This window comes from Haloparvum alkalitolerans, assembly GCF_050122995.1.
GTDB classification, from domain to species: Archaea; Halobacteriota; Halobacteria; order Halobacteriales; family Haloferacaceae; genus Haloparvum; species Haloparvum alkalitolerans.
This window is the reverse complement of the sequence record NZ_JBNLIA010000001.1, coordinates 271,660-291,748: the sequence shown is the minus strand read 5'-3', so window position 1 is coordinate 291,748 and position 20,089 is coordinate 271,660. Positions and strand designations below refer to the sequence as shown.

Sequence of the window (20,089 nt, the reverse complement as noted above, 5' to 3'; positions counted from 1 at the left end):
CGACGCGTCGTGGCCCGGCGGGAAGGGGGTTGCGGCCGGAGCGTCGGGACCGCGAACCGCGACCGGCCGAGCGCCCCTACTCCCCGCGGAGGGCCGCGACCGCCTCCCGGTCCGGGAGCGCCGTCATCGCCCCCTTCTCGGTCGTCGTCCGGGCGGCGACCGCGTTCGCGAACGCCACCGCCTCGGCCAGCGACTCGCCCGCCGAGAGCGCCGCGACCGCGCCCGCGGTGAAGGCGTCGCCCGCGCCCGTGGTGTCGATCGGCTCCGCGGCGTATCCCCCGTGGTCGACCGCGATCGGCTCGTCGCCGTCGTTCCACGGGGCGTCGGGGGTCGCGTACGCGAACGCGCCGGCGCCGCCGAGCGTCACCAGCACCGTGTGCGGGCCGTCGGCGGCGACCGCGGCCGCGGCGTCTGTCGCGGAGGCCGGGTCCGACTCGTCGACGGCGGCGCCGTCGTACCCCGCGGCGTCGAGGTCCTCGGGCGAGACTTTCACCACGTCCGCGAGCGCGAACGCCTCGCGGCAGGAGCCCGGGAAGTCGAAGTCGGTCCACAGTTCGGGGCGCGCGTTGGGGTCGAACGAGACGGTCGCGCCGGCCTCGCGGGCCCGCGCGAGCAGGTCCAGCGTCGCGGTCCGGGCCGGCTCGTCGGCCAGCGTCACGCCCCCGGCGTGGACCCAGTCGGTCTCCGCGAGCGCCGCCCCGTCCACCCCGCCCGGCTCCATCCGGGTGTCCGCGCTGCCGTCGCGGTGGAAGGAGAACGCGCGGTCCGCGTCGGGGTCGAGGCTGACGAACGCGAGGCCGGTCTTGGCGTCCGGGTCCCGCTCGACGTGCTCGGTCGGTACGCCGGCGTCCGCGAGGGTGGCGGCGAGGAAGTCGCCGAAGGGGTCGTCGCCGACCCGGGTCCAGAAGGCCGGGGGGCGACCGAGCCGCGCGAGCCCGACCGCGACGTTGGCCGGCGCCCCGCCCGCCCGGCGGTGGAAGGTCTCCACCTCGTCGAGCGGCCCCGGCTCCTCGGGGATGAAGTCGATGAGCGTCTCACCGGCGACGAGGATCTGCTGCATGCCCGACCCTGCGCCCCTCGCCGGCCTTAGTCTTCGGCTTCGCGCGAACATTTATGCCCGCACCCGGCGAGTCACCGACGAATGGCCGACTCGACGCCGACACTCCCGCTCGCAGGGGGAACGCTGGGGCTGTCGGGCCCCCGGCCGGTCCTGCTCGTGGACCCCGGCGAGCGGCTCCTCCGAAGCGTCCTCGACGCGCTGGCCGACGCGGCCCCCGCGGTCGCGGCGCCGACGGTCGGGACGCTCCGGAGCGAGGTTGACGCGCGCGAGGACCACGCCACCGGGTCGATCGACCTCCCGCATCCGGTTCCGGAGTCGTTCCCGCACCTGCGCGTCGCGGCGCGCGAGCCTGTGCTTGACGCGGTCCTCGACGGCTTCCACGCGGCGAGCCGCGTCGCGGCGTTCCGCGAGGCCGACGCGCTCTCGCTCGTGACCGTCGAGGCGCGCGAGCCGAGCACGCTCCTGGTCGCCGACGGCGCGGTCGCGGTGCCGCTCCCGGCCGCGGACGCGGCGGGGTACGCGGCCGTCCGCGAGACGGACCCGGAGCGGGTCGACGAGGTCCGGGGCCGGTGGGAGACCCGGCTGACCGACGCCGAGCCGTACGCCCTGCGGACGCCCTCCCGTCGCGCGCTCTTCGGCGCGTTCGCCGGGCGGTGCGACGCGGACGTGGCGGCGGAACTGCTCCGCCTGCTCGACGCGCTCCCCGAGGTCGACCGCGGGGACCCCTGCGACCACCTCGACTGCGTGTACGCCGCGGGCGCGCGCCGCGACGCGGTCAACTACGGGCTCCGGCGCGCGGCCGAGGACTGCGGACTGGCCAGCCCCGCGACGCTCTCGTCGGTGAAAGCCGAGTTCGAGGCGGCCGGCCTGATCGAGACGGAGCCGGTCCCTCGCCGCGTCGGCCGCCCACGCCAGCGGATCGTCCCGGCTGACGACAGGCTCGCGGCCGCGGCGGCCGAGGAGGTTCCGGGCTTCGTCGCGGCGGCAAAGGGCGACGGGACGGACGGAGGGGCCGATGCCGCGGACGCGGCCGAAGCCGAGACCCACGCCGCCTCCGGCGTGGATCCGACCGCGGGCGACGACGCCTGAGGTGGGGTTACGGATGGGGTGACACGCTCGTGACGCTGCGGGAGCGTCCCCGTCGCGTGCCGCGACCATGCTGCGCGATCGGCCGCGGCTGTCCGTTCAGCCACCACGGTGGTGCGGTCGGCGCGCGCGAGCAACGCGCGCGAGGGAGGGCTGGACGCGGCCGCGATGTGGTGCTGTCCGCGGCCGCGTCCAGCCCGAGGTTGGGGAGGTGCGAGGCCGCCGTGCGGTCGCGGTGCGGTGCTGTGCGGTGGGTGGGACTGACGGGGCAGTCAGCTCGATCCGGCCACGACGACGCTCTCGCGAGCCTGTCGAGCGAGAGTCAGCGAGTCGTAGCCCGGCAGCCCGCGACTGCAGGCAGCCCGCACCGTCCGCCGGTACGCGGCCGGTCGAACCGGCAGGGGATTCCTGGGTGGCGCCGCCCAGGTCGGCAGGATCAGCAGCAGAAACAGACACGACGGCGGAGCCTTCCTCTCAGACCGCGTCGGCGGACATCGTCAGCTGCTTCCGGTAGTCGGAGAACCCCGCTTTCTCGTAGAAGGCGAGCGCGCGCTCGTTGTCCACATCCACGTCGAGGCGGAGCTCCGGACAGCCTTCCTCGCGGGCGTCGGCCGCAGCACGCTCCACGAACCGGTTCGCGAGCCCGGAGCCGCGATGCGGCTCGGCGACGTAGATGTCGCCGATCACGAGCCGATCGGGCCGGTCGAACACGTCGGGACAGGCGTCGACGCCGGTCAGGACGAAGCCGGCGAGGTCGGCGTTCGGGGGGAAGTCGTCCGCCAGACGCCCGTCGGTCGGGGGTTCCTGTGTCCCGGTTTCCCCGACCGCGACCCAGCCGCGGCGGCCCTCCTCGAGCAGGTCGCGGTGGAAGGCGACGTTCTCCGCGATGAGCTCCTCCTCGGGCCGGTCCGCGAGCGCGTGCGCCTCGACCGTCGCGGCCAGGTCGCGGTGGTACGGGAGCCACAGCTCCTCGGCAAAGCGTCGGAGCGCGTCGTAAATGCTTGCGGGACGCGTGCGAGGGCCTCTCACCCGGATCCGGCGGAGACGAAACCTTCAAACGCCGCTCGGGCGAACCGTACCCCATGGAACTGCGGGTCATCGAGAAAACCGAGGAGGAGCTCCGTCTGGAGATCGCGGGCGAGGACCACACCTTCATGAACGTGCTGAAGGGCGCGCTGCTGGAGACCGACGACGTGGCGGCCGCGACCTACGACGTCAACCCCGAGCAGTCGGGCGGCCAGACGGACCCGATCCTCACCGTGAAGACGGAGTCCGGCGACCCCCTCGACGCCGTGGGCACGGCGACCGAGGCGATCAACGAGAAGACGACCGCGCTCGCGGACGCCGTCAAGGCGGCCTGAGCGCGCCACGGACCCGAGGCCGGGAGCCGCTCGACCCCGGCCCGTCGGTCGTGGACTGCCGACCGCGAACCGGAGCACCGATTTCTGTCGACCGTCGCCGCGCTTCCGAGTGACGACGCCCGACTCACGACGCCCGACTCGCGGCGCTGCGGCTGGCGGGCGTTCCCGTCCGGACGGAGAAATTCGCCGCCGGCCGCGTCACCGACCGACTATCGCCAGTCGGCCGCGGGAACCACGTCCGCGTCCGCGACCGTGAGCCAGCGCGTCGTCCGGCGCTCCGGCTCGCGGTCCGCCTCGTAGAACGTCCACTCCTCGTCGCCGTTCGGACCCTCGGCTCGCTGGCAGACGAGCGGCGAGTCGTCCTCGCCGGGTGCTCGCCGCGGCGGTGCCCCGCTGCCGACAGGTCCTCCGGACTGCGTGGTGGACATGTGTATCCGACGATTGGGCGTCGGGGTAAAAAGGTGGTCCGATCCGATTATCAGGTGTGGATCCCGGGAGGGCGGCCGGATCGAGACGGGGTTCGCGACGGTGTCGTGGCCGTTCGAAGCGCCGGATATCCGGCCGGTCAGAGCCGCACGGGCACGCCGCGCTCGTCGAGGTACTCCTTGACCTCCTCGATGGTGTACTCGCCGTAGTGGAAGATGGAGGCGGCCAGCGCGGCGTCCGCGCCGCCCTCCTCGAACACCTCGTAGACGTGTTCGGGGCCGCCGCAGCCCGAGGAGGCGATGACCGGCGTCGAGACCGCCTCGGAGACCGCCCGGATGAGCGGCACGTCGTAGCCGTCCTTCGTCCCGTCGCGGTCGATGGAGTTGACGAACAGCTCCCCGGCGCCGCGCGCCTCGGCCTCCGCGGCCCACGCGACCGCGTCGATCCCGGTCCCCTCGCGGCCGCCCTTTTTGGTGCACTCGAACCAGACGTCCTCGCCGTCGACCTCGACGTAGTGCTCGCCCGCGTCGTCGTACCGGCGGCGGGCGTCGACGGAGATGACGATACACTGGGAGCCGAACGCGGCCGCGCCCTCCTCGATGAGCGCGGGGCGCTCCAGCGCGCCGGTGGTGATCGACACCTTGTCCGCGCCCGCGCGGAGCGTCTCCTTGATGTCCGCCTTCGTCCGGATGCCGCCCCCGACCGTCAGGGGGATGAAGCACTCGTCGGCGACCGCGGAGACCACGTCGAGCATCGTCTCGCGTCCCTCGGCGCTCGCGGTGATGTCGAGGAAGACGAACTCGTCGGCGCCAGACTCGTTGTACTTCTCGGCCAGCTCGACCGGGTCGCCGGTGTACTCCAGGTTCTCGAAGTTGACGCCCGTGTAGACGGCCGCGTTCCCGTCCTCGTCGAGGTCCACGTCGATGCAGGGGATGATCCGCTTCGTGAGGCCCATTCGTTGGGAGGATTTCGCGCCGCGGGCTACAAAAAGGGCGCGACGCCGGCCGTGGCTACAAAAAGGACGCAACGTCGGCCGTTCCGGGACCCACGCTCGCTCACCCGTTCCGACCGGCCCGGATCGGGTGCGCTTTTGTACCGGGCGAACGCACCGTCGCCCATGGCAGACCACTCGCACGAGCCGGACCCGGACGAGCGCGTAACCGCACCGATGCAGGACTTCGGCGGCCGCGAGGTCGGGATCGGCCTCGTCGTCCTCCTCGCCGGCCTCGCGGTCGCGTACGGCGTCCCGCTGCTGCTCGCCTGACGGCGGTCGAAGACGGTGAATCCGGGCTGATCCGCCTCTTACTCCACGGTGACGCTCTTCGCGAGGTTCCGCGGCTTGTCTATTGATCGCCCCTTCTCGTTGGCGACGTGATAGGCGAACAGCTGGAAGTAGACGTTCGCGACGAGCGGTTCGACGACGCCCGCCTCGGGGACGGCGAACGCCTCGTCGAGCGCGTCCGCCTTCTCGCCCGCCGAGACCGCACCGAGCGCGGGCGCGCCGCGCGTCTGTGCCTCGGTGACGTTGTTCATCGTCTCCCGGGGCTTCGCGCCGTCCGTCAGCACCGCGAGGACGGGCGTCTCCGGGGTCACCAGCGCGAGGGGGCCGTGTTTCAGCTCGCCGGCCGCGAACCCCTCCGCGTGGTCGTAGGAGATCTCCTTCAGCTTCAGCGCCCCCTCGAGCGCGACCGGGACGCCGAGCTCGCGGCCGACGAAGAAGAACGCCTCCGAATCGCCGTACTCGCGGGCGGCCGCCCGCACCGCGTCCTCCGCGTCGAGCGCCTGCTGGACCGCGCCGGGCAGCCCGCGGAGGTTCTCGACGGCGGTGCGGGCCCGCGCGGCCGACATGGCGTCGCGCCCGCGACCGAGCGCGACCGCGAGCATGGCCAGCGTCGTCACCTGCGAGGCGAACGTCTTGGTCGCCGCGACGCCGATCTCCGGGCCCGCGCGGATGAACACCGCGTCGTCCACCTCGCGTGTGATGGTGCTACCGAGGGTGTTCGTCACCGCGAGCGTCCGCGCGCCGGCCGCCGCGGCGCGCCGGATCGCCCCCAGCGTGTCGGCCGTCTCCCCGCTCTGCGTGACCGCGATCGTCAGCGTGCGGTGGGGGTCGCGCCCGCCGCCGAACTCGTACTCGCTCGCGATCTCCACCGTCGTCCGCACGTCGGCGAACTCCTCGATCAGCTCCGCCGCGTACCGGCCCGCGTAGTAGGAGGTGCCACAGGCGACGATCTGCACCTCGTCGAGGCTGTTGAGGAACGGCTCCGGGAACTCGACGTCGAGGTCGACCGCGCCGCGGTCGGCGTCCAGCCGCCCCGAGATGGCCTGCCTGAGGGCGGTCGGCTGCTCGTGGATCTCCTTGCGCATGTAGTGCTCGTAGCCGGCCTTCTCCGCGGCGTCGGCCTCCCATTCGACCGTCTCGACCGGGCGGTCGACCGCCTCGCCGTCGTGGAACACGTCGACGCGTCCCGGCTCCAGGACCGCCACGTCCCCGTCCTCCAGGTACGTCACGTCGCGCGTGTGGTCGAGGAACGCCGTCACGTCGCTGCCGACGAACGACGCCGCCTCGCCGTGGCCGAGGACGAGCGGGCTGTCCTGTCGCGCGACGACGATGCGCTCGGCGGCCTCGTGGACCGCACAGATCGCGTAACTCCCCTCCAGCCGGTCGTCGATGCGCTCGACCGCGGTCCGGAGGTCCGCGCCCGCCGCCAGTTCCTCCTCGATCAGGTGGGGGATGACCTCGGTGTCCGTGTCGCTCGTGAACGCGTGGTCGGACAGCTCCGCCTTGAGCGTCTCGTGGTTCTCGACGATGCCGTTGTGGACGACCGCGACCGACCCCTCGCAGTCGGTGTGGGGGTGCGCGTTCGCGTCCGTCGGCGGCCCGTGCGTGCTCCAGCGCGTGTGGCCGATCCCGCAGGTGGCCTCGGAGTCGGGAACGTCGAGGTTCGCGACCTCGCCCGACCGCTTCGTGACGGTGAGCCCCTCGGCGCCCGCCCGCTCCTCGCCCGCGCCCGCCGCGCCGTCGACGAGCGCGATCCCCGCGGAGTCGTAGCCGCGGTACTCCAGGTTCTCCAGGCCGCGGTAGACGATGGGGCCGGCCGCCTCGTCGCCGACGTAGCCGATGATCCCGCACATGTTTACCCCCTCCTGACGACCGCGCCGGTCTCTATCCGACCGTCGAGCGCGACCCCCGGATCGACCGTCGCGTCGTCGCCGATCACGGTGCCGGCGTCGAGCGTCGCGCCGCCGCCGACCGTCGCGTTGTCGCCGACGACGCCGCCGAGTCGCACGTCCTCGTGGGCCTCGCCGTCGACGACGAGCGTCGCCGTGCCGCCCGCCACGGTCGCGTTCGCGCCGATCCGCGCGTTGCCCGCGACGATCGCGTCGCGCACCACCGCGCCCGGTTCGATGACCGTGTCCGGGAGGACGACCGCGTTCTCGACCACCGCGGTCGCGCCGACGTGGACGTTCCGCCCCAGCGCCGTGCTCCCGCCGACGACGGCGCCCGGGCCGAAGCGCACGTCCGCGCCCACGACCACGTCGTCCGCGACCGCCGCGTGTGCCGGACCGGCGTCGGTCGCTCCGGCGTCGCCGGTCCCGTCGGGTCCGTCATCCCCGCTTCCCCCGCCCGCGCCGGCGGCACCGACGAGTGAGGCGTTCACCGCGAGCAGGTCCCAGAGGTGGGAGACGTCGTACCAGTCGCCGTGGTACTCGACCGCCTCGATCGACGACTCGCGCGCGAGTCGGTCGAGCGTGTCCGTGATCCCGAGCTCGCCCGCCGGCGACGTGTCGCGGACCGCGTCGAAGATCGCGGCCGAGAACCCGTATACCCCGGCGTTTATCCGGCCGGCCGCGACCGGCGCCTCCGGCTTCTCCTCGACGCCGACGACCCGCCCGCCCTCGAGGCTGACGACGCCGTACTCGCGCGGGTGCTCCACGTCGGTCACCGCCATCACGGGGCTCCGGCCGTCGACGGTCGCGTCGCGGACGTCGCGGACGATCGACGCGTCCACGATCCGGTCGCCGTTGAGGACGACGAACCGGTCGCCGACCGCGTCCTCGGCCTGCAACACGGCGTGGCCGGTGCCGAGTTGGTGGGACTGCTCGACGTACTCGATCTCGAGGTCCCACTCGCGGCCGTCGCCGAAGTGGTTCCGGATGCGCTCGCCGCGGTAGCCGACGACGAGCACCACGCGGTCGATGCCGGCGTCGGCGACCGCCTCCACGACGTACTCCAGAATTGGCCGGTTCGCCACGGGGAGCATCGGCTTCGGCCGCCGGTTCGTCAGCGGCGCGAGCCGGCGCCCCTCGCCCGCCGCGAGGACGACGGCAGTGACGGGTTCGCTGGTCATGGACGATGGTCGCCCCGTCCGCCGATAAATCCTCCGTCGTCCGCGATTCCCGTGACGCGAGCGCGGGTGACCTCGCCCGCTCAACCGCCACATCGGGGACGGAGGTGGCAAAAAAGTAAAGTGTGTGTCGGGGTCACAAGTCCCTATCCAATGTCGGGTGACGATACGCGGTCGGACGGTGGTGGTGGTGAGGTCGGGACGGCCGGCGGAACCGGAACGGCCGTCAGTCAGGTGGATGACGCGGAGAAGGACTCGATGGAGCAGTGGCTCGACGCCTACTTCGAGCCCTCCTTCTTCCGGCTCCGGTACCTGCTGTTGGTGCCGGTGCTCGTCTCGTTCGTCGGGTCGCTGGTGATGTTCTACGTCGGCGCCTACGACACGTACAAGGCGCTGTACGCGCTGATAATCCAGGGGCAGTCCAGCGGCGAGGCCGTGATCCTCCCGATCGTCAAGGCGCTCGACGCCTTCCTGATCGGGATCATCCTTGTCATCTTCTCGTTCGGGATCTACGACTTCTTCATCAGCAAGCTCGACCCGGCTGAACACGCCGGCGTCCGGCCCGACTGGTTCAAGTTCGACTCCACCGGCGAGCTCAAGAACAAGCTGATCGAGCTCGTGCTGGTCATCCTCGCCATCCAGTTCTTCGAGCAGATGATCGCGAACGTCGACGGGTTCGAGGACCCGATGCTCTACCTGATCATCCCGGCCGGGGCGGCGATCCTGGCGGTCAGCCTCGGCTTCTTCAAGTGGGCCACGGAGTGATCCCCGTGGCGTGTTCCTACCGGTTCGATCCCGCCGAGTGGGAGGGGGACCGGGAGAGCACCCTCGCGGAGGCGTGGACCTGCCCGCACGAGGAACACGAGGACGCCGACCGCTGCGTGTTCCACCTCCCGCCCGAGCGGCGCGAGGAGCTCGGCGTCGACGCGGCCGCGGTCGAGTCGGCCCTCCGCGAGGCCGCCGCGGCCGACGGCCGCCGGACCAAGCAGTTCGTCGGCGCGCACCTGCCGGCGGCGACGCTTGACCACCTGGTGGTCGACGCCGCCGACCGGTATCCGATCGACCTCCGGCACGCGCGGGTCGAGGGGACGTTCGCGGCGCGCAATGCGGACCTTCGCCAGCCGGTCGACCTGCGGGACGCCCGGCTCGACGCGGTCGACTGGCGCGAGGCCGCCTTCGCGCATCGGTGTGACCTGTCCGGGGTGACGGTCGGGGGGCGCTTCGACGTGACGAGCGCGACGTTCGAGGGCGACGTCGACCTCATCGAAGCGACGTTCCGCGACGAGGTCCGGTTCGAAGAGGCCCGGTTCCACGGCGACACCTGCCTGCGCGAGACGGTCTACGAGGCGGACGCCTCCTTCGACGGCGTGGAGTTCCGCGGCGACGCCAACCTCAAGGACGACGACGCCTGCTTCGAGGACGCCGTCTTCCACGCCGGGGCGTCGTTCCGCAAGGCGGTGTTCAGGTACGCGGACTTCGTCGGCGTCGCGTTCCGCGAGCCCGTCTCCTTCGACGAGGCCACGTTCACCGGCGACGGCGAGTTCAGGGACGCCGCCTTCGACGCCGGCGCGTCGTTCCGCGGCGCCGAGTTCCACGGCGACGCCAACGTGCTCTACGACGACGCCGACTTCTCGGGCGCGCGGTTCGGCGGCGACGCGGCGTTCACGCGCACGGAGTTCACGCTGGCGAACTTCACGGGCGCCGCCTTCGAGGGGGACGCCGCCTTCGACGACGCCGCCTTCGCGGAGGACGCCTTCTTCGACGACGTGCGCGTCGAGGGAACCTTCGAGGCCGCGGAGGCCCGGTTCCTCGGCGACACGAGCTTCGAATCGGCCGCGTTCGCCGACGCCGTTCGGTTCCTCGGCGCGGAGTTCGAGGGGTCGGACAACGCCACCGACGACAACCTCACCTTCGCGGACGCGACGTTCGCCGACGCCGCCCGGTTCGACGGCGCGGTCTTCACCGTGGCGCGGTTCGACGGCGCCGCGTTCGCCTCGGCCGTCTTCGACGACGCCGTCTTCGGCGACGACGCCTCGTTCGCGGCCGCGGCGTTTTCCGGGGACTGCTCGTTCGACGAGGCGCGGTTCCGGCGGGACTGCTCGTTTGCGGGCGCCGCCTTCGAAGCGGCCGCGAGCTTCGCCGGCGCCGAGTTCGACGGCGGGGACAACCTCGAGGACGAGGACGCCACGTTCCGGGAGGCGGCCTTCGACGGTCCGGCAGTGTTCCGCGCCGCGGCGTTCCGCAACGCCACGTTCACCGACGCCGCCTTCCGCGACGACGCGCGGTTCGCGGGCGTTCGGATAGCCCAGCGGGCGCGCTTCGACCGGACGACGTTCGCCGACGGGGCCGACTTCGACGAGGCGCGGTTCCGCGGCGACGCCGACTTCTCCCACGTGCGCGTCGACGCCGACGCCTCGTTCCGCGGCGCCGAGTTCCACGGCGAGGCGAACGTGAACCACGACGACGTGACCTTCGCGGACGCGACCGTCGACGGCGACGCGGACTTCGAGGCCGCGCGGTTCAGATACGCCGCCTTTCGGGGGATCGAGGTGACCGGGCGAGCGGGCTTCGACGCCGCGGTGTTCGCGGACGACGCGGAGTTCTCCGACGCCACCGTCCGCGGGACGCTCTCGCTCGAGGAGACCCGCTTCCGCGACGACGCCGCCTTCGACGGCGCGTCCATCGGCGGCGACCTCGACGCGGCGGGCGTGGAGTTCCGCGGCGGCGACAACGTCCTCAACGACGACGTGACCTTCGCCGGCGCGACCGTCGCGGGCGAGGCGACCTTCGAGAAGGCGGCCCTCGCGTACGCGGAGTTCGCCGACGCGACGTTCACCGGGCCGGCCACCTTCGCGGGCGCGACCTTCGAGAAGACCGCCCGGTTCATGGGCGCGACGTTCGAGGCGACCGCGTCCTTCGAGGAGACGCACTTCCGGCGCGACGGGCGCTTCGAGGACTGCACCTTCGGCGGCGCGGTGACGTTCTTCGGCGCGGAGTTCGACGGCTGGACCGACGACGCCGACGACGCCGCGTTCGGCGGTGCCGCCTTCGGCGACGACGCCGACTTCGACGCCGTCGAGTTCGGGACCGCGGGGTTCGACGACGCGACCGTCGCGGGCGCGGCGACGCTCTCGCGGTCGTCGTTCGACGGGTTCCACGCCGAGCGCGCCGTCTTCGAGGGGACGGTCGACCTCTCGTTCACCGCGTTCGAGGGCGCCGTCGACCTCACGGGCGCCGCCTTCGCCGCGCCCGTCGACTGCATGGAGATCCGGTTCGAGAGCGACGCCTGCTTCGCGGACGCCGCCTTCGAGGCGGGCGTGACCTTCCGGGGGACGGAGTTTCTGGGCGGGGCCTACACCGTCGACGACGCCGACTTCACCGGAGCGACGTTCGGCGACGACGCCGACTTCGGTCTGACGACGTTCCGCTTCGGTAACTTCGCCGGGGCGACGTTCCGCGGCGAGGCGGCGTTCCCCGACGCCGTCTTCGAGGGCGAGGCGCGGTTCGCCGACGCCGTCTTCGAGGGGGCCGCCGCGTTCGACGGCGTCGAGTTCGAGTCCACGGTCGACTTCTCCGGAGCGTCGTTCCGGGCGGCCGGCTCCTTCGAGAAGGTGCTGTTCCACGAGGCGACGACGTTCGCGGAGGCGCGGTTCCGGGACGGCGCGAGCTTTCGGGCCTCGCAGTTCGAGGCGACCGCGAACATGCACGAGGAGGACGCGGACTTCGGCGGCGCCGTCTTCGAGGCGGGGGCCGACTTCGGTCGCGTCACCTTCGCGTACGCCAACTTCCGAGGGACGACCTTCGGCGAGGCGGCGACGTTCGTGGGGGTGACGGTCAGCGAGAGCGCGGCGTTCCGGCCCGAAGCGGGCGAGCGCGGGGAGACGCTGGTGGACCTCCGCGACGCGGCGATCGGCGGCGGGACGATGGGCCAACCCGAGGTCGGCAGCGCGTTTTACGACCTCACCGACGCTGTCGTGGGCTCGGTCACGCTCGACCACTCCGACAGCGCCTACCCGCTCTTCGACCATTTCCGGTTCTGTAACACCGACTTCGATGGGTTCGACTTCAGCGCACACAAGGCGCACCTCGCGGAGAACGGGTGGTCGATCCACGAGTTCGCGGCCGGCGACGCGGTCATCCCGGAGGGGAGCGTCGCCGCCATCGACAACCCCGCGACGCTGGAGAACACCTACCTGAAGGCGAAGAACTGCGCCAGCGACTACGGGGACCGCAAGGCCGCCGCCGAGTTCTTCATCCGCGAGATGATCTACCGGCGCAAGAAGAACTGGAAGATCGCGGCGGGTTACGACGTGGCCGAGAACGCCAACCTCGCGACCCACGACGCCGTCGACGCGTTCGTCCCGTGGGAGGGCGACGCCGAGGACGCCTCCGACGTGGGGGCGCTCGGCCGGGTCCGCGCGCTCGGCAAGTGGGCCGGCAACAACGTGCTCTACCAGACCTGCGGCTACGGCGAGCGGCTCTGGCGGATCGTCTACATCTCCAGCGTCGCGATCGTGTTCTGGGCGCTGCTGTACACGATCGTCCCCACCGGCGGCGAGGGGTCGAGCCTGCGGACGGTCACCAGCGCCGCGGAGTTCGCTACCCCCGACGGCCTCCTCGCGGTCGGCCAGAACATGTACTTCAGCACGGCGACGTTCATCACGCTGGAGTACGTCGGCGCTCCCGGAAGCTCCCTCGCCCGATGGCTCGCCAGCCTCGAGGCGTACTTCGGCGCGCTGTTGATAGCGCTCGTCGTGTTCGTGCTCGGGAGGCGGGTCGCGTGGTGACGCGCCGCTCGCGGGGGCCGCGCCACGGGGTGACCGCCCCGTGAGCGACCGCTGTGAGTACCGGCTAGAGCCCGCACGCGAGGCCGACGAGGAGCCGAGAGCCGCGGCCAACCACCACGGCCCCGCGGAGGCGTGGGAGTGCCACCGCGAGGCCGTCGAGGGGACCGACAGGTGCCCGTTCCACCTGTCGCCGGAGCGGCGCCGCGAGGTCGGGGTCGACGACGACGCGCTGCGCGAGCGGTTTCTGTCGGCGGTCCGCGAGGGCGGACGGCGCCGCAAGCAGTTCCTCGGCGCCAGGTTCGAGGGGATCGACCTGAGCTACCTGATCGTCGAGGGGGCCGACAACCACCCGATAGACCTGCGCTACGCGGTCGTCGACGGTACCGTCGACGTCGAACGGGCGACGGTGAAACAGGCGGTCGACCTGCGGCACGCGAGCGTGGCCGCGATCGACGGTCGCGACGCCGAACTCGAGGACGCGTGGCTGTTGGACGAGGCGACCGTCGACGCCGTCTCGCTGACCGGGGCGACGTTCGCGGACGACCTGGAGGCGTCCGGCCTCCGCGTCGCGGGCGAGGCGACCCTCGACGAGACGCGGGTCGACGGCGACACCTGCTTTCGCCGGGCCCGCTTCGAGGGTCCCGCGAGCTTCCGGGGCGTGGAGTTCCGCGGCGACGCCAACCTCCTCGACGACGACGTCTGCTTCGAGGACGCCGTCTTCGCGGGCGACGCGACGTTCCTGAAAGCGGAGTTCCGGTACGCCGACTTCGAGGGGACGACCTTCGAGGCCGACGCCGGCTTCGCGGAGGCGACCTTCGACAGCGACGCCGAGTTCATCGACGTGGCCTTCGGGGGGGCGGCCGACTTCCGGGGCGCGGAGTTCCGCGGCGGCGATAACGTGCTCTCGGACGACGCGGACTTCGAGCGCTCCACGTTCGCCGGGCGGGCGAGCTTCACCGCGGCCCGCTTCGCGTTCGCGGACTTCCACGAGGTCGTCTTCGAAGGGGAGGCGACGTTCGCCGACGCGGCGTTCGACGGCGACGCCGACTTCCGGGGCGTCGAGGCCCGCGCTGGGGTCGACTTCGGCGAGGTCCGCTTCGCCGGCGACGCCGACTTCTCGTCGCTCGTTCTCGAGGAGGGGGCCGACTTCACCGGGGCGGAGTTCCGCGGCGGGGACAACGCCGACGACGAGGACCTCTCGTTCAGGGACGCTGAGATCCGCGGACCCGTCGACTTCGAGATGGCCCGGTTCCGGTTCGCGACGTTCGCTGACGCCCGGTTCGGGGCGACCGCGGGGTTCGCGCACGCGACGTTCGACCGCGAGGTGGTGTTCGCCGGGGCGGCGTTCGCCGGGACGGTGACGTTCGACGAGGGGCGGTTCGACGACGACGCCGACTTCTCGGGGGCGGCGTTCCGCGACGACGCCTCGTTCCGGGGCGTCGAGTTCCGCGGCGGCGACAACGTCGACGACGAGGACCTCAGCCTCGCCGACGCGACGTTCGAGAGCGAGGCCGACTTCCGGCGAGGGGAGTTCGGCGAGACGACCGCCGTCGACGCGACGTTCAAGGGGCCCCTCGTGCTGGTCGGCGCGTCGTTCGGGCGCGCGGCCGCCTTCGACGGGGCCGCCTTCGAGGGGCCGGTCGACGCGTCGGGGGTCGCGTTCTCGGGCGGAAACACGGTCGAGGACGCCGTCTCGTTCGAGGACGCCACCTTCGAGGACCGGGCCGACTTCGACCGGGCGTGGGTCGCGACCGCCACCTTCGCGGGCGTCGCCTTCGAGGGCGCCGTGGCGTTCAGGGAGGCGTGGTTCGACGACACGACGACCTTCGAGGGGGCCACCTTCAGGGACCGCGCGGTGTTCCTGCGAAGCCGATTCGACCACGACGTCTGCTTCGCGGACGTCGCCTTCGAGGCGCCGGCGACGTTCCGCGGGAGCGAGTTCCACGGCGGCGAACACGCCGTCGACGACGCCGACTTCCAGGACGCGACGTTCGCGGCCACCGCCGACTTCGAGCGGGTGGAGTTCCGCTACGCCCGCTTCGACGGCGTGCAGGTGGCCGCCGAGCTCGGCTTCAAGGAGAGCCGCTTCACCGGAACGGCCAGCTTCGAGGGGGTTTCCGTGGGCGGGGACGCGACGTTCTCGGGGGCGGTGTTCGAGCAGGCGGCCGGCTTCGCGGGCGCCGAGTTCGCCGGCGCCGCGTCGTTCGACCGGATCCGGTTCGACGACGACACCTCGTTCGCGGGCGTCCGCTTCGCCGGGGAGGCGAACTTCAGGGCGACGGAGTTCCGCGGGAAGACCAACCACGAGAACGACGACGCGACGTTCGAGGACGCGGTCTTCGAGGGCGACGCCGCGTTCGCACAGGCCCGGTTCGAGTACGCCAACTTCACCGGCGTCGAGGTCCGCGGCGGCGCGAACTTCCAGGACGTCCGCTTCAGGGAACTGGGCGCGTTCGACCGCGCGACGTTCCACGACGAGGTCACCTTCGAGCGGGCGCGGTTCCACTACGCAACGTTCGAGGGCGTCACCTTCGCGGCGCCCGCCGACTTCGCCCACGTCCGGTTCGACGAGCGCGTCACGATGCGCGCGTCGTGTGCGGCCGGGATGCAGGCGGTCGACATGAGCCACGCGACGCTGGCCGGCGGCCGGATCACCCAGCCCGCGGAGGACCCCCCCGTCTACGACCTGACCGGAGCGACGCTGGGCGAGGTGCGGCTGACCGGCGACCGCCGGGACCTCTTCGACGAGTTCCGGTTCAAAAACACCACGTTCGAGGACTTCGATTTCACCCGCCACAAGGAGTCGCTCGCGCGCAACGACTGGGTGATCCACGAGTGGGCGCCCGCGGAGTCGTCGCGCTTCCCCGAGGTGGAGCCGATAACCGACCCGGCGGTCCTCGAGAGCACCTACCTCAAGGCCAAGAACGGCGCCGCCGACTTCGGCGACAGGAAGGCCGCCTCGGAGTTCTTCATCAAGGAGATGACCTACCGGCGCCGGAAAAACGCCGCCATCGCGTTCCGCGCGGACGGCGACGCGGACGGCGCGGCCGACCCGCTCGCCCGGTTGACGGCCGCGGGCAAGTGGGTCGGGAACGGGGTGCTCTACCAGACCTGCGGCTACGGCGAGCGGCTCTGGCGAGTGATCTACATCTCCGCGTTCGCCATCGTCACCTGGGGGTTCCTCTACGCGACGCTGACGGAGGGGACCCGCGGGGCCAGCGACCTCACGACGGACGGCATCGACAGCCTGAGCGCGCTGTTGACGCCGGAGGGACTCATCATCCTCGGGAAGAACCTCTACTTCAGCATGGTCACCTTCACGACGCTCGGTTACGGCGACATCCAGCCGGTCGGGACGACCGCCCGGACGCTCGCCGGCCTCGAGTCGTTCCTCGGCGCGCTGCTGCTCGCGCTCGTCGTGTTCGTGCTCGGGCGGCGCGTCGCGTGGTAGGCGGTCGGCTCCCCTCGAGTCCCCCGAGAGGAACGACGCCGCGACCCGCGTTCAGATCGTGCCGTTCGACCGCCGGTTGCAGTTCGGACAGGCCCACCGGTAGTGCGTCGACCCCGAACTGAGGAGTCCGCCGCTCTCCTCTTTGATCTGGAGATCTCCACGCCGCTGTGCGCAGTCGGCGTGGAAGTTCATCCCGCACTGGCTGCAGTTCTCCTTGGCACCCGAGTCGCCACAGTACGCGCAGTCCGTCGAGAACAGTCCCATGAGTACAGACAACTCTTGACATACGTCAGCTAATAAAACTTATTGCGTTGGTACGATCGGCGGAGGCGCACGGGGGCCGGCGGCCCCCTACGAGTGACGCTCGAGCAGCCGGCGGACCGAGTCCGCGACGCTCTCCTCGGGCTCCCACCCGAGCGTCTCCCGCGCCGCCGAGACGTCGACGCCGAACTCCTCGACCATCGTCTCCGCGCCGCGGGGGTTCTCGACGAGTTCCACGTCGACCGCCGTCCCCAGCAGGTCGCCGGCGGCCTCGCTGACGATCTCCGCGACCGCCATCACGCTCATGTCCTCCGTGCCGGCGATCTCGTAGGTCTCCGTGCCGGTCTCGCCGCGGTCGAGCTGTGCGAGCAGGCACTCGGCGCTGTCGACGTAGGCCCGCGCCACGTCCTTGACGTGGACGAAGTTGCGCGCCTGCGAGCCCGGCTCGTAGACGGTGAGCGGCTCGCCCGCGAGCGCGCGGTCCGCGAAGAAGTTGATGACGGTGGGCTTGCCGACCTCCGTGCCGTCCACGACGTGCTCGCCGTAGAGGTTCGACTTCAGGAACAGGTGCGCGGGGAACGCGCCGTCCGCGAACGTCTCGATCGACCGCTCGCCCAGCAGTTTCGTGCGGCCGTACCAGTTGAGGGGGTCGCGGGGCTGGTCGGCGGTGATGGGGAACGACTCGGGGTCCCCGAGCACGGCCATGCTGAACGGGAAGACGAGCGCCGCGCCGGTCTTGCGGCAGAACCACGCGACGTTGTTCGTCCCGGTGACGTTCACCTCGTAGGCCAGGTCGGGGTGCTCCTCGCAGTCGTCGACGCCGCTTATCGCCGCGAGGTGACAGACGACGTCCGCGCCCGCGAGCGCGTCCTCCAGTCGGTCGCGGTTCCTGATGTCGACGTGTGCGACCTCGACGTCGCCGACCGCGTCGACCTGTCCGCGGTACTGGTTGTCGAGCGCGGTGACGGTCCAGTCGGGGTGCCGCTCCCGCATCGCGGCCACCACGCGGCTGCCGATGTAGCCGGCCGCGCCCGTGACCGCTATCGTCGGTTCGGCTCCCGGTGCCTCGTCGTCCGTTCCGTCGTCGTTGCTCATGAGTGGTCACCTGCTTCCGCGGGCGTCCCGGCGGCCGGGTCGGTCCCCCGCAACTCCACGGCCATGTCCCGGATCCCCTCCCGGAGGGTCCACTCGGGTTCGAAGCCGGTCTCCGCGAGCCGGTCGAAGTTCACGTGGTAGGAGGGGCCGGGGTGTTCGTCCTCCAGGTACGTCACGTCGAGGTCGCGGTCCAGCTCCTCGCGGACGACCTCGGCGATCTCCGCGATCCGGTAGTTCCCCTCGTTGGAGCCGACGTTGTACACCCGCTCGGGCCACGACTCCGGCTCCAGCGCCGCGTGGGCGTACGCGCGGGCCGCGTCGCGGACGTGGATGAAGGGACGCCAGTTGCTCCCGTCGCCGTAGACGGTGAGCGGGCGGCCGGTGAGCCCGCGGAAGACGAAGTGGTTCACGACGAGGTTGAACCGGACGCCCGGCGACCAGCCGTAGTTGGTGCTCATCCGGAGCGCGGTGCCGTCGAAGCCGTGGGTCGCCATCGCGTCCGCGAGCAGTCCCTCCGCGGCGACCTTCGACTCCGCGTAGGGGTTCAGCGGGTTCTGGTCGGTCTCCTCGTCGATGTCGGTACTGGCCGCGCGGCCGTAGTTGTTACACGAGGAGGCGAGCACGACGTTGTCCACGCCGAACTTGCCGGCGGCCGTGAGGACGTTCTCGGTGCCGTCGCGGTTGACCGCGAACGTCTCCGCCTCGCGGTCGTGGGTCGAGGCCGCCCCCGTGATGGCCGCGAGGTGGACCACCGCGTCCGCGCCGCGGACCGCGCCCTCCACGTCGCCGTACTCGCGCACGTCGCCGCGCCGGAACCGGAGGTCGTCCCGGACGCTCCCCGCGAGGTTGGCCGGGGAGCCGGACGACAGCGAGTCGAGGACGACGACCTCGCCCACGCGCTCGTCGTCGAGCAACTGGGGGACGAGGACGCTTCCGATGTAGCCGCAGCCGCCCGTGACGAGGACGCGCCGGTCGGCGTCGCCGTCGGCCGCGCGATCCCCTCCGGCGTCACTCATCGGTCAGCACGCCGGGCAGGAACCGGTCCTCGTGGGCTGCGATCCGGTCCTGTTCCTCGACGAGCGTCGCCAGCACGTCGCGGATCCCCTCCTCCAGCGTCTGTCGCTGGCCGCCGACGAGCTCGAGGAACCGCTCGTTCTCCATCTCCATCTTGTGCTCCTCGTCCTCGTCGCGCGGGTTCTCGTAGTGTTCGACCGCCGCGTCGAGGCCGAACTCGTCGCCGACCTCGGCGATGGTCTCCGCGAGCTCCACGATGGCGACCGGCCGCGTCACCTGGTTGTAGATGGTGATCTCGTCGTCGGCCTCGGGGCCCTCCTCGACCAGTCGGACGAGGCTCTCGACGGCGTCCTCCAGGCTCACCATCGGCTTGCGCTGTTCGCCCTTGCCGTAGACGGTCAGGGGGTAGCCGGCCACCGCCTGCGCGCAGAAGCGGTTGACGACGGTGCCGAAGTAGTAGTCGAAGTCGAACCGCGTCGGGCTGTCGTGCGCCCGCGTCTCGGCCGTCTCCGTGCCGTAGACGATGGCGGTCCGGACCTCGCTCATCGGGAAGTCGAACTGCGACTCGGCGAGCCGCATGTTCGCGGCGTCGAACGACTTCGTCTGGTGGTACCAGCTGCCGCCCATCGCCGGGAACGGCACCTCGTCGCTGCCGCCCTTCCGCTCGACCTCCAGCCCGCCCTCCGGGATGGGGAAGTGGGGCGCGCCGTAGATGCCGGTCGTCGTCGTCTCGATGAAGTGCGTGTCCGAGAGTCCGCACTCCGCGAGCCCGTGGAGGAGGTTGAGGTTCATCGAGACGTTGTTGCGCTGCGTGTAGAGCGCGCGCTCGCCGTTGATCGAGGAGTAGGGCGCGCTCGGCTGCGCGGCCGCGTGGAGGACGGTGTCCGGCTCGTGAGTCTCCAGCAGCTGGAGCACGAAGTCGCGGTCCGCGAGGTCCCCCTCGACGAGGCTCAGGTTCTCGACGCTCTCGAACCGCTCCGCAGGGTCCTCGACGCGCGTCGCGGAGACGCTGCCCGACTCCGCGACCCACTCGCGGCGCGCGAAGTTGTCGACGCAGACGATGCGTTCGTCGAGTCGGTCCGCCAGACGGAGCGCGGTCGGCCACCCGAGGTAGCCGTCCGCACCGGTGAGCAGCACGGTCATCGTTACTCGAAACGTGAGTAACCCGGTGTTAAGTCCTTTCCCCTTCGCCAGCGCGG

Annotated in this window: 16 protein-coding genes; 6 read left to right on the top strand and 10 right to left on the bottom strand. The window is 71.7% G+C overall.

Annotated features, from left to right (window positions below; all coding sequences use genetic code 11):
- Positions 1–76: 76 nt before the first annotated feature.
- Positions 77–1,060, bottom strand: a complete 984-nt coding sequence (locus ACQE3L_RS01425; RefSeq protein WP_426962018.1) for a carbohydrate kinase family protein — start codon at positions 1,058–1,060, stop codon at positions 77–79.
- A gap of 81 nt (positions 1,061–1,141) precedes the next feature.
- Here ACQE3L_RS01425 and ACQE3L_RS01420 point away from each other — a divergent pair, with 81 nt between their 5' ends.
- Positions 1,142–2,149: a transcriptional regulator TbsP domain-containing protein gene (locus ACQE3L_RS01420; protein ID WP_426962017.1), complete on the top strand. Its 1,008-nt coding sequence runs from the start codon at positions 1,142–1,144 to the stop codon at positions 2,147–2,149.
- A 471-nt stretch (positions 2,150–2,620) separates the two neighbouring features.
- On the opposite strand, the gene ACQE3L_RS01415 is transcribed toward ACQE3L_RS01420, so the two are convergent.
- Positions 2,621–3,175: a GNAT family N-acetyltransferase gene (locus ACQE3L_RS01415; RefSeq protein ID WP_426962016.1), complete on the bottom strand. Its 555-nt coding sequence runs from the start codon at positions 3,173–3,175 to the stop codon at positions 2,621–2,623.
- Positions 3,176–3,228: 53 nt separating this feature from the next.
- Here ACQE3L_RS01415 and ACQE3L_RS01410 point away from each other — a divergent pair, with 53 nt between their 5' ends.
- The gene (locus tag ACQE3L_RS01410) at positions 3,229–3,507 is read left to right on the top strand and encodes a DNA-directed RNA polymerase subunit L (RefSeq protein ID WP_058364933.1); all 279 of its coding nucleotides are present in this window, start codon (positions 3,229–3,231) and stop codon (positions 3,505–3,507) included.
- A 209-nt stretch (positions 3,508–3,716) separates the two neighbouring features.
- On the opposite strand, the gene ACQE3L_RS01405 is transcribed toward ACQE3L_RS01410, so the two are convergent.
- Positions 3,717–3,935 carry a DUF7511 domain-containing protein gene (locus ACQE3L_RS01405; RefSeq protein ID WP_058364932.1) on the bottom strand — a complete coding sequence of 73 codons (219 nt, stop codon included), beginning with the start codon at positions 3,933–3,935 and terminating at the stop codon, positions 3,717–3,719.
- A 137-nt stretch (positions 3,936–4,072) separates the two neighbouring features.
- On the bottom strand, positions 4,073–4,888 hold the full coding sequence (hisF, locus tag ACQE3L_RS01400) for an imidazole glycerol phosphate synthase subunit HisF (RefSeq protein ID WP_426962015.1): 816 nt from the start codon (positions 4,886–4,888) through the stop codon (positions 4,073–4,075).
- Positions 4,889–5,050: 162 nt separating this feature from the next.
- Here hisF and ACQE3L_RS01395 point away from each other — a divergent pair, with 162 nt between their 5' ends.
- Positions 5,051–5,197, top strand: coding sequence for a DUF7550 family protein (locus ACQE3L_RS01395; protein WP_426962014.1), 147 nt, complete (start codon positions 5,051–5,053; stop codon positions 5,195–5,197).
- A gap of 38 nt (positions 5,198–5,235) precedes the next feature.
- On the opposite strand, the gene glmS is transcribed toward ACQE3L_RS01395, so the two are convergent.
- Both glmS and glmU read right to left on the bottom strand, forming a co-directional pair.
- The gene (gene glmS / locus ACQE3L_RS01390; RefSeq protein WP_426962013.1) at positions 5,236–7,068 is read right to left on the bottom strand and encodes a glutamine--fructose-6-phosphate transaminase (isomerizing); all 1,833 of its coding nucleotides are present in this window, start codon (positions 7,066–7,068) and stop codon (positions 5,236–5,238) included.
- A gap of 2 nt (positions 7,069–7,070) precedes the next feature.
- The gene (gene glmU / locus ACQE3L_RS01385) at positions 7,071–8,285 is read right to left on the bottom strand and encodes a bifunctional sugar-1-phosphate nucleotidylyltransferase/acetyltransferase (protein WP_426962012.1); all 1,215 of its coding nucleotides are present in this window, start codon (positions 8,283–8,285) and stop codon (positions 7,071–7,073) included.
- 150 nt (positions 8,286–8,435) lie between these two features.
- On the opposite strand from glmU, the gene ACQE3L_RS01380 reads away from it, so the two are divergent.
- Genes ACQE3L_RS01380 through ACQE3L_RS01370 form a run of 3 tightly spaced genes read left to right on the top strand, consistent with a single transcriptional unit; the run spans position 8,436 to position 16,520 of the window.
- Positions 8,436–9,047: a YqhA family protein gene (locus ACQE3L_RS01380; RefSeq protein WP_426962011.1), complete on the top strand. Its 612-nt coding sequence runs from the start codon at positions 8,436–8,438 to the stop codon at positions 9,045–9,047.
- A 5-nt stretch (positions 9,048–9,052) separates the two neighbouring features.
- The gene (locus ACQE3L_RS01375) at positions 9,053–13,069 is read left to right on the top strand and encodes a pentapeptide repeat-containing protein (protein WP_426962010.1); all 4,017 of its coding nucleotides are present in this window, start codon (positions 9,053–9,055) and stop codon (positions 13,067–13,069) included.
- A gap of 40 nt (positions 13,070–13,109) precedes the next feature.
- Complete coding sequence (locus ACQE3L_RS01370) at positions 13,110–16,520, top strand: pentapeptide repeat-containing protein (protein WP_426962009.1); 3,411 nt, start codon at positions 13,110–13,112, stop codon at positions 16,518–16,520.
- A gap of 51 nt (positions 16,521–16,571) precedes the next feature.
- On the opposite strand, the gene ACQE3L_RS01365 is transcribed toward ACQE3L_RS01370, so the two are convergent.
- The 4 genes from ACQE3L_RS01365 to ACQE3L_RS01350 all read right to left on the bottom strand — a co-directional run bounded on the left by ACQE3L_RS01365 (position 16,572) and on the right by ACQE3L_RS01350 (position 20,033).
- The gene (locus ACQE3L_RS01365) at positions 16,572–16,784 is read right to left on the bottom strand and encodes a hypothetical protein (RefSeq protein ID WP_058364925.1); all 213 of its coding nucleotides are present in this window, start codon (positions 16,782–16,784) and stop codon (positions 16,572–16,574) included.
- 87 nt (positions 16,785–16,871) lie between these two features.
- Positions 16,872–17,876 carry an NAD-dependent epimerase/dehydratase family protein gene (locus ACQE3L_RS01360; RefSeq protein ID WP_426962008.1) on the bottom strand — a complete coding sequence of 335 codons (1,005 nt, stop codon included), beginning with the start codon at positions 17,874–17,876 and terminating at the stop codon, positions 16,872–16,874.
- Positions 17,873–18,892, bottom strand: a complete 1,020-nt coding sequence (locus tag ACQE3L_RS01355; protein WP_426962007.1) for an NAD-dependent epimerase/dehydratase family protein — start codon at positions 18,890–18,892, stop codon at positions 17,873–17,875. The genes ACQE3L_RS01360 and ACQE3L_RS01355 overlap by 4 nt, the downstream gene beginning before the upstream one ends.
- Positions 18,885–20,033, bottom strand: coding sequence for an NAD-dependent epimerase/dehydratase family protein (locus ACQE3L_RS01350; protein WP_426962006.1), 1,149 nt, complete (start codon positions 20,031–20,033; stop codon positions 18,885–18,887). Before ACQE3L_RS01350 ends, ACQE3L_RS01355 begins: the two co-directional genes overlap by 8 nt.
- Positions 20,034–20,089 lie beyond the last annotated feature (56 nt).